The 9,347-nt window shown below is 34.0% G+C and carries 7 protein-coding genes and 2 pseudogenes; 4 read left to right on the plus strand and 5 right to left on the minus strand.

Annotated elements, in window-relative coordinates; translation table 11 throughout:
• The 3 genes and pseudogenes from F596_RS11195 to F596_RS0110100 all read right to left on the minus strand — a co-directional run.
• A pseudogene (locus F596_RS11195) lies at window positions 1–239 on the minus strand (IS982 family transposase); the annotation flags it as partial.
• Between the two features lie 43 nt (window positions 240–282).
• Window positions 283–1,095, minus strand: coding sequence for an alpha-1,2-fucosyltransferase (locus F596_RS0110095; protein WP_019036856.1), 813 nt, complete (start codon window positions 1,093–1,095; stop codon window positions 283–285).
• A gap of 3 nt (window positions 1,096–1,098) precedes the next feature.
• Complete coding sequence (locus F596_RS0110100; protein WP_019036857.1) at window positions 1,099–2,058, minus strand: lysophospholipid acyltransferase family protein; 960 nt, start codon at window positions 2,056–2,058, stop codon at window positions 1,099–1,101.
• A gap of 118 nt (window positions 2,059–2,176) precedes the next feature.
• Here F596_RS0110100 and F596_RS0110105 point away from each other — a divergent pair, with 118 nt between their 5' ends.
• Together F596_RS0110105 and F596_RS0110110 are read left to right on the plus strand one after the other, a co-directional pair.
• Entirely contained in the window at window positions 2,177–3,328 is a 1,152-nt protein-coding gene (locus F596_RS0110105) for a glycosyltransferase family 4 protein (protein WP_019036858.1), read from the plus strand.
• A 34-nt stretch (window positions 3,329–3,362) separates the two neighbouring features.
• Window positions 3,363–4,991 (plus strand): ArnT family glycosyltransferase, encoded by a 1,629-nt coding sequence (locus F596_RS0110110; RefSeq protein ID WP_019036859.1) that lies wholly within the window; start codon window positions 3,363–3,365, stop codon window positions 4,989–4,991.
• Between the two features lie 34 nt (window positions 4,992–5,025).
• Here the strand turns inward: F596_RS0110110 and dusB are convergent, their stop codons facing one another.
• A complete protein-coding gene (gene dusB / locus F596_RS0110115) occupies window positions 5,026–6,003 on the minus strand; it encodes a tRNA dihydrouridine synthase DusB (RefSeq protein ID WP_024992778.1) in 978 nt (325 codons plus the stop codon).
• A 128-nt stretch (window positions 6,004–6,131) separates the two neighbouring features.
• Between dusB and F596_RS0110120 the strand changes: the two genes are divergently transcribed.
• Both F596_RS0110120 and F596_RS0110125 read left to right on the plus strand, forming a co-directional pair.
• Window positions 6,132–8,018, plus strand: coding sequence for a heavy metal translocating P-type ATPase (locus F596_RS0110120; RefSeq protein ID WP_019036861.1), 1,887 nt, complete (start codon window positions 6,132–6,134; stop codon window positions 8,016–8,018).
• A 173-nt stretch (window positions 8,019–8,191) separates the two neighbouring features.
• A complete protein-coding gene (locus F596_RS0110125) occupies window positions 8,192–8,857 on the plus strand; it encodes a hypothetical protein (protein WP_019036862.1) in 666 nt (221 codons plus the stop codon).
• Between the two features lie 250 nt (window positions 8,858–9,107).
• Here F596_RS0110125 and F596_RS11695 read toward each other — a convergent pair.
• Window positions 9,108–9,347: pseudogene (locus F596_RS11695) on the minus strand (IS1634 family transposase); the annotation flags it as partial.

Genomic DNA, 9,347 nt, shown 5'->3' on the forward strand with positions numbered 1-9,347 from the left:
ATGCCCATTGCCTCGCTTACTATGGAAAGCGATACTATTTCAAGGTCGCTAAATCTCGGAACGACGCCTGGGCGTGGAATATTACCTTGCTCATTTACTAAATCTTTTGAGAATAGCTTGCATATATCAAGGATTTTTACGAAATTTGTATATAAGTTGTGCATACTGATTTTATAACTTAATGTATTGAGCAATACTAAGTTACAAATAAATTCTTGTATGTACAACTTTTCTTTCATATAAATTTATCTATTATTTTAATTCCGCCAACGGGTTATTTACTTAAATAATCTGTTTAAAAAGATTGTCGAAACAGCCGAATGACGATATGCTAAGTGGTTTTAGAGGGTCTAAAATCCAGTAAAGTGGTGTATTGTGATACATCGAAGCAGTAAGGCTAAACGTGCTTGGTGCGCCTATTATATAATCGCAATGAGACAAAAGGCAAAGATCTTCACCCGGATTGCCTGCTGGAAAATGCACATTACCATTGCCAAAAGCGTGCTTATAAGCATCTTTATCGAGCTTAGGATCATTGCCGCAGATAAAGATTTTCACTGTTTTGTCGCGGTGTAAAGCAATAAACTGCCCTATAACGTGCATAAATTGGTCATCGTTATAATAATATTTGCCCCCTTGCCAACGTGCATAATCGCCTCGACGAATATGCACGCCCAGTTTTATTGTACCTTGAAAAGGAGCCAATACAGCATTAATCTTAGTCTCAATAGCCGTATGAAAACGAAAAAGAGACAATATTTCAGACTTATATTTTAAAAACAAGTCGTAGTAGCGCACATACCACCCCTCTACGAATAAATGTTTATGAGATGACATCAACGTTTCGTTAAGAGTATAATCACAATCTTCTTCATTGAAAGATACCGTTTTTAGCAGCCCCACTTTAGCACTATATTTGCCTAAGAGATAGAAAAAAAAGTTGTGATAGCGCGTGTTACAAATATCAAAATAAGGATATTTATAAGCAAAACGCATAGACATAGTGTGTTTATGATGCTCACGTGCCCAAGCATATACATGTGCATACTGAAGGATATTATTACACATTCTACCTTTATCATGTACAAAAAACATAGCTCAACTTATTCCTTTCTCTTGTTTTATAATGTTTAAATCGCGTAAATCAACTATACCTGTAGTTTTGTTTAGGCGAATGTTATACTCCTCATGTGTGCGTTTCCACCGTTTATGGCTCCATAAATATATACTTGGATCATACCTTATGCTATGCTCAAGAAGGTTAAAGTAAGTATCAGTAAGCTCATAGTCAGGGTATTTCTTAGGCTGATCGCTTATCTTTTTAAAGTTGCAGATGTAGTATCCACGCTTCACTCTATGCACGTCGGCATAATATACCACCTGGTTAGTGGCTTTTATCATACGTTCGGCTCCTGTAAAAACAGGTGTATCATGGTGAAGAAAATTTATCCAATGATGAATATTATTCCAAAAAGGAGCCTGATCGGCAATATATCCTACCACTACAGCTACAGATTTGGCACGATATTTTGCAATCTTTCTTAACGATTCGTTCATAGGGATACACACAGCACCATAACGCTGACGTACTTTTAAAAAGAGCTTATCAAAGATTTTATTTTCTAATGGATGATAAATCTGCGTACATTTACCTTCCGACTTAAGCCAAAGAGGCAAAGAGGTAACCCATTCCCACTGCCCGTAATGACCTAAATATATGCCTATAGACCGTTTTTCTGCCCAATATTTGTCCATTTCATCGCACCCTGTGAATATCATACGGCGTTTAATCTCTGCCTTGCTCATAGTAAGCAGCTTAATAGTTTCTACAAAATAATCGCACAGCCAAGCATAAAAACTGCTAATAATATGCTTTTTTTGAGCCTCATTATAATCTGGAAAAGAAGAAGAAACATTATCCCATAACACTTTATAACGGTATTTTGCTACTTTAGCTACAAAAAAATAAAGCACATCTGATAGCAAATAAAGTAGCCTTAATGGTAATAAAGAGAGTAAATACCAACAGAGGTAAACAAGTAAGTAAAGTATATTCATTGAGAATTAGTTTTGCGCAAAATTAGCAAAATCATTGCTATCCAACAAGTTTTTAATAGGTTATCATATAAGTATCATATATTTTATTTACCTTTGGTGCTTATAAAAAACGATATTTATGAAGACTCTCCCTATAATAATAGGATACGATGCCAAAAGGATAGTGCATAACAGCACAGGGTTAGGTAATTATAGTAGGACACTTATCAAGGACGTTTTAAGCGAAAAAGATAAGCGTTTTTCTCTTCGCCTATATGCTCCAGATAAAGGTAATCACACTTTACGTGATCAAATAAAGGAAACTGATCAGGTGCGTTACGTCTATCCTAAAGGTAGAAAAGGGAAAATAGGCAAAGCATTATGGCGCTTTTTACGTATTAAAAAAGATTTAATTTCTGATGGAGTAAATATATATCACGGCTTATCGGGTGAGCTACCAAAAGGTATAAGCAAAACAGGAATTAAGTCGATAGTTACTATTCATGACTTAATATTTTTGCGTTATCCACAATATTATAGTTCGCTCGACTTGTTTTTCTATAAATATAAGTTTGCGGCAGCTTGTTTAGAGGCTGACCATATAATAGCTATTAGTGAATGTACAAAGCGTGATATTATAAAATTTGGAAACGTAGCACCAGAAAAAATCACTGTCATATATCAAGATTGTGAACAATCTTTTAAAGAAAAGGTAAACGAAGAAAAGCTCAAAGAGGTAAAAGAGCATTATCATTTACCAGAAAAATATATTCTTTCTGTAGGTAGTATAGAGGAACGAAAAAACATATTACTTGCTGTAAAAGCATTTAAAGATATAAAGACAGATGCTAAAATGGTTATTGTTGGTAAGCATACACCTTATACAAAAAAAGTAATAAGTTATATTAACGCGCATAATATGCAGGGTAGGGTGGTGTTTTTACATAACGTACCTTTCGAAGATCTGCCTTCTATTTATCAGCTTGCCCATAGCTTTGTGTATCCTTCACGTTATGAGGGATTTGGTATTCCTATTATAGAAGCCATATATAGCCAATTACCCGTAGTGGCTTGTACGGGTAGCTGTTTAGAAGAGGCAGGCGGACCATATAATATTTATGTTGGTCCTGATGATGTTATAGGTATGAAACAAGCCTTAACATCAATCCTTTCAGGAAGAAACAGAAAAGAAATAATAGAAAAAAGTAAAAATTATGTTCAGAAGTTTAGTACGCAAAAAGTAACACAAGAGCTTATAAACGAATATCTTAACATAGTAAATATAAAATAAAATAACACATACTCTTTAACAATATAATCTTTAAATGACAATTAATTATACTCCACCCAAACATACTTTTATTCTTTTTACATTCTTAATAGGATTCATCTATAGATGCTTGACGGGGCTACAAGGTATAGACAATGTAGATGTAGGTTTCTGTAACACTTTCTATGAATGTATTTTTAAATATCCAGAAGCTAATAGTTTTAATTTCTTATATTATCTAACAGGTGTTATAGGAGGATTTTGGGAAATAGTTTTTGGCAATTACGGTCTGCTTGGATTTAGATTTTTTGAGGCATTTACGCTAACTTTATCAATATTTTTGTTATATTCTATCTTTAAGAAATATATCCCATGGCAATATTCCTTAATAGCCATTAGCTTATGTTTTGTCTTCCCTACTATAACGGTTACTTTCCACTATGATACCTTTTCTTATCTGCTTATAGCTATTTCTGCCTTTTGTATAAACAAAGCTAAAGAAGAAAAATATTGTATATGGGTCATATTATCTGGCTTTTTTATAGGCTTATCTATATTTGCGCGTATTGTTAATGCTGCTTTAATAGCCTTAATTATTATTCCGCTTTTTGTTTTTAAAAAACATGAAAGAAGTAAGATTAATATAAAAGCAGGTGTATGTTTTGCTATAGGTATAGTTTTAGGGTGCTTTTTAGCTGTTTGTATGTTATTAATATCTCATCAAGAAGCATATTATATAGATGCTATACAACAGGCTTTTTGTACTTTAAGTAACAACAATGCAACACATAGTAAAGGAAATATTATATATAAGTATTTTAAAAGTGGAATAAACATTGCTTTAACAATAGTGGTATTATTAATAATAGCCAAACTAACAACCATTAAACAAATAAAAAAATATAAAGATCATATATTGACCAAAATATTATTGACTATTATTATATTCATTTTATCTTATACATCTCTGCCTTATACGGTAGCACTTGCATGTTCTTTACTTATCTGCCTATATGCTATTATAAATAAAAATATAGGAGAAGGAAAGGTTGTTGTTAGCTATCTCATAATAGCTACTCTTATATTTCCTATAGGAAGCGATATAGGTATAGCAGGAGTATATAACTGGATAGCAGGAATGGCTATTTTCCCCGCTGCTTATTGCTATACAAAGATAAGTAAGAAATGGAACTCTCTCTTGTTAATAACTATATTATGTATAGGATTATCCGGAATAATAAAACAAGCCTTTAAGGCATATGGAGCGGTTAAGCCACGATGGAAAGAAACCACTCTCGTGCAAAATGATAGGCTTAATATCTACACCGATTCTGCTAATGCTTTACAATATCAACAAGTTATAAAAGCTATTAACAAAGAGCAGGATAGCAACAGGCGGTTACTTTTCTTAATAAACCAAAAGTCGGAGTATTACTATGCTACCCATTCTTTACCTTTTTTAGGACATACACAAACTGTAATCTATACAGGGCAAAGCCTTATAGATAGATTAAACGAAAGGAAAGCGTTTTTTAAAAGTTATCCTTTAATAGTAGAATTAAAAAAAGTAAAACCTTTAAGCGAAACGGAAGAGGTAAGTAAACTTACTCATATATGGATGAAAAAACAAAAATATAGTGTTGTTTATAATGATAGTTATTGCACTATATATAAGCGAAAATAACGCAAGCCTATATAGTAAGGCTTGCGCTTGATGTTTAAGTTGTTACTCGAGAGCTATTCTCTTTGAGAAATCCTCTTATCTCTTCTAACATTTTTATAAGCTCTTCCATTTTAGAACAGCGGAGCATAGCAATACGCATTTGCTTAAAATCTGGAATGCCTTTAAATATTGGTGATGCTGCAAGATGACGCCGAGTGTGTAAAATACCACGATATTCGTCTATACGTTCCACATTAATGCGGAGCATTTCTTCTAACACATCTATCTTATCGTCAAGAGAAAGTGATGTTTGGTCTTTACAAAAAAGCCATGGACACCCAAATGTAGCACGACCAATCATTACCGCATCTACTCCGTATTTATCAAAATGATCGTAAGCATCTTTTACACTAACAATATCCCCATTACCTATGATAGGTATTGTGATGTGTGGATTTTTAGCAACCTTTCCTATCAACGTCCAATCAGCTTTCCCTGTATACATTTGCTCTCTTGTGCGCCCATGTATGGTGAGTGCCTTTGCCCCACAGTCTTGTATTTGTTCGGCTAAATCAGTTATAATTAAGTTATGGTCGTCCCATCCTAAGCGTGTTTTTACCGTAACAGGCACATTAACAGCCTTTACTACTTCACGAACAATATTTAAAAGTAGTGGGATATTTCTTAGTAAGCCCGCTCCAGCCCCCTTACCTGCAACTTTTTTAACCGGGCAACCAAAGTTAATATCAATGACATCAGGCTTAGCTTCCTCTACTATCTTGGCTGCTTCTACCATCGATTCTACATTATTACCATATATCTGAATGCCTGTAGGACGCTCATTATCGTCTATAACCATCTTCGATAATGTCGATTTTATATTACGAATAATGGCATCAGCCGAAACAAATTCGGTATAAACCATAGCTGCCCCATAACGCTTGCACATACTTCTAAACCCTATGTCAGTAACATCTTCCATAGGAGCAAGGAATAAAGGACGATAACCTATATCTATATTTCCTATCTTCATAAGTGCAAAGGTAATAAAAAAGCAAATATGACTAATGGTATAGAAGGTCATTTTGCAACCAAGTTGTAAAACATAACTGTTACTTTTGTATATTAATTATAAAAATAACAAGTAAATATTAATGTCGTATGAATAAGAAATTGCTCCGTATTATCCTCACTGTCATACTTCTTTTAGGAGCATGGCTAATAGAAAAATACGCAAAGTTGCCCCTTTGGCAGCTACTCTTAGTGTATTTAATACCTTATCTTTTGATAAGCTATGATGTGTTAATGGAAGCTATAGAAGGCATCATAAAACGCGATCCTTTTGATGAAAACTTACTTATGGTGATAGCTACAGTGGGTGCACTTCTAATAGGCTTTTTACCTAATGCAGAGCCAGAGTATTTGGAAGCTGTCTTTGTGATGTTGTTTTTCCAGCTTGGCGAACTATTTGAAGATTATGCCGAAGACAAAGCTCGTGATTCTATAACAGACCTGATGGATCTTCGTCCTGATGCAGCTTATATAGAAAATAACGGAAACATCGAAAAGGTTAATCCTGAGGACGTGTCTATAGGCGATGTGATAATAGTGAAGCCTGGTGAAAAAATACCATTAGATGGTGTTATCTTAGAGGGTACTTCAAGCCTTAACACAGTGGCTTTAACAGGTGAAAGTATGCCTTGTGATGTGTCTAAAGGAGATGACGTTATTTCAGGAAGTGTCAATCTTTCTGGAGTGTTAAGAGTGAAGGTGTCTAAGATTTTTAGCGAATCTACAGCAAGTAAGATTCTTTCTTTAGTAGAAAATGCTAATGAGAACAAGTCTAAGAGCGAATCGTTTATACGTCGTTTTGCTCATGTTTATACCCCTATAGTTGTAATATTAGCCCTTGTTTTAGCATTTATACCACCTTTTTTCTCAGCTTCTTATAGTGCAGATTTTTCTGTTTGGTTACATCGTGCATTAACCTTTTTAGTAGTAAGTTGTCCTTGTGCTTTAGTAATATCTGTTCCTTTAACATTCTTTGCGGGTATAGGAGGAGCTTCACATAAAGGCATATTGATAAAAGGAGGCAATTATATGGATGCGCTTTCCAAGCTCCACACTATGGTTTTTGATAAGACAGGAACCCTTACTCATGGTACTTTTGAGGTTACAGCCATTCACCCAAACCAAACAAATGAGCAAGAGCTATTACATTTAGCAGCTCATGTTGAGCGTTATTCAAGTCACCCTATAGCTCTTGCATTGCGCGAAGCTTATGCTAAAGAGGCAGATGGATGCAGTGTAGAGAATGTGCACGAATTAGCTGGAAAAGGTATTACTGCTACCATAAACGGTAAGCAAGTGAGCGTAGGGAATAGGCGTATGATGCAACATTTAGGTGTAAACATTCCTATATGTAATTACTGTTCCACCCATAATACAGGTACTATTATTCATATAGCTATTGAAGGCTTATATGCAGGACATATAGTAATAGCTGATAAAATAAAGAGCGAAAGTGCTTCTTCTATTGCAGAATTAAAACATTTAGGAATAGCCAAGACGGTTATGTTAACTGGTGATAAAGAAAGTGTTGCAGCACAAGTAGCACAACAAACTGGCATTGATAGCTATCATGCAGAACTATTACCAAGCGATAAGGTAAGCTACTTTGAGAATATTATAAGTATTAAGCCAAAAGATAAGACCATAGCTTTTGTAGGTGATGGTATTAATGATGCACCTGTATTATCGCGTGCAGATGTAGGGATAGCTATGGGCGGATTAGGTAGTGATGCTGCTATAGAAGCAGCCGATGTGGTATTAATGGACGATAATCCTGCTAAGATAGCTACAGCTATTAAGCTATCACGTCGTACCATTAATATAGCTAAAGAGAACGTTATCTTTGCTATTGGAATAAAAATAGCAGTACTTATACTTGCTACTATTGGGTTAGCATCAATGGGTTTAGCGATATTTGCAGATGTTGGCGTGATGATATTAGCTGTTATAAACGCAATGAGAGCTTTAAAAGCATAATTTGAAATAAAAAAAATATGCGGTAGATGTTTTATTCTACCGCATTTTTTTGTTTATATTTATAAAACATAACTATGTTATTTATGCAAAAGACATAAATATTGTTATTATTATGTAATAGTATAACGTAGATAATATATTATTTCTACTTTTATAAAAAATAATTTTGTTTTATGAAACTATCCATATCTTCCTTTATTTATCCTGAAAGAATATTTTTATACTTATGCTTTTTTATATCTATTATTATTACAGTAGATGTAAAAGCGCAACAGATATTAGTATGCGATGCCATAAGTAGATTTCCTGTGCGTGATGTAGAGGTATGTGTAGATGGGCAGTTTATAGGTAAAACGATATATCTTGGTACTGTAACGTTACCAAAGCAGTTTAAGCAAGCAAGTTTTAAAGCTAAGGGATATTCTTCTGAAAAACTTACTCGTGAAGAAGTTTTACGCGATACAGTGTTCTTATTTCCAAGCAAACATAGTCTTAATGAAGTAGTTGTAATAGGAAAGCACAAGCTCAATATAGATAGTTTATCACGCAATATGTCTAAAAGAGAGCTATATGATTATGGTTATATAAAATCAAGCGGAGTGGGTAGTTTTGATTTTGCTACTGTACTTGATAGGCGACTTAACCGCGATAGAGAGCATGTTCAGCAAAATAAAGAAATAATAAAAAAGCTAAATGGCAAAAATATTATAGAACAAATATACACTGAGGAAATAGAAAAAAAGCGTGTGCTGGACGCTGCCTTTGAACGAAGGAAAATTCCTAAAGATACTATTTCTACATACTCTTTTACTACTAAACCACAAAATAAAAATAAATAATAGTTTTATTAAAAAAATATATTTTACAGAAAAGCTATTTATCGTTTCAGTCTTTTGATAAATAGTAAAAGATGTTTTTATATTATTTTTTAGTTTTGTAGTGAGGTTACAAAGGGTATTAAAATGGGGTATATACAAGCAAATAGGAATATAGTTTGTGCTATGAAATAAGTATTATATATGTGTTTAGCCCAAGTTTAACACCCACTTTCGCCTAATTGTTACTGTTACCGTACTTTCCTCGTTTTTCTTATGAGTTCTGTGTCCTACAAATTTTATTCTTTTTGAATGGTGAGTGTTTTAATTTCAACTTATCGTATATCTGTTTTGCTTGCTTCGAAGGACTACTGCATTGGCGCATCTCAATAGTTTCACCTAACGGGTTCTTCCCTTTTGTGGTAACGAGTTTTTGGGTGTTCATACGTCGTACAATCTCGGTCCAGTAACAGGATTCTCCTTCTCGTTTTAATTGACAACGGATGGTGTTTAC

Origin of the sequence: Prevotella amnii DSM 23384 = JCM 14753, assembly GCF_000378745.1 — a bacterium.
GTDB classification, from domain to species: Bacteria; Bacteroidota; Bacteroidia; order Bacteroidales; family Bacteroidaceae; genus Prevotella; species Prevotella amnii.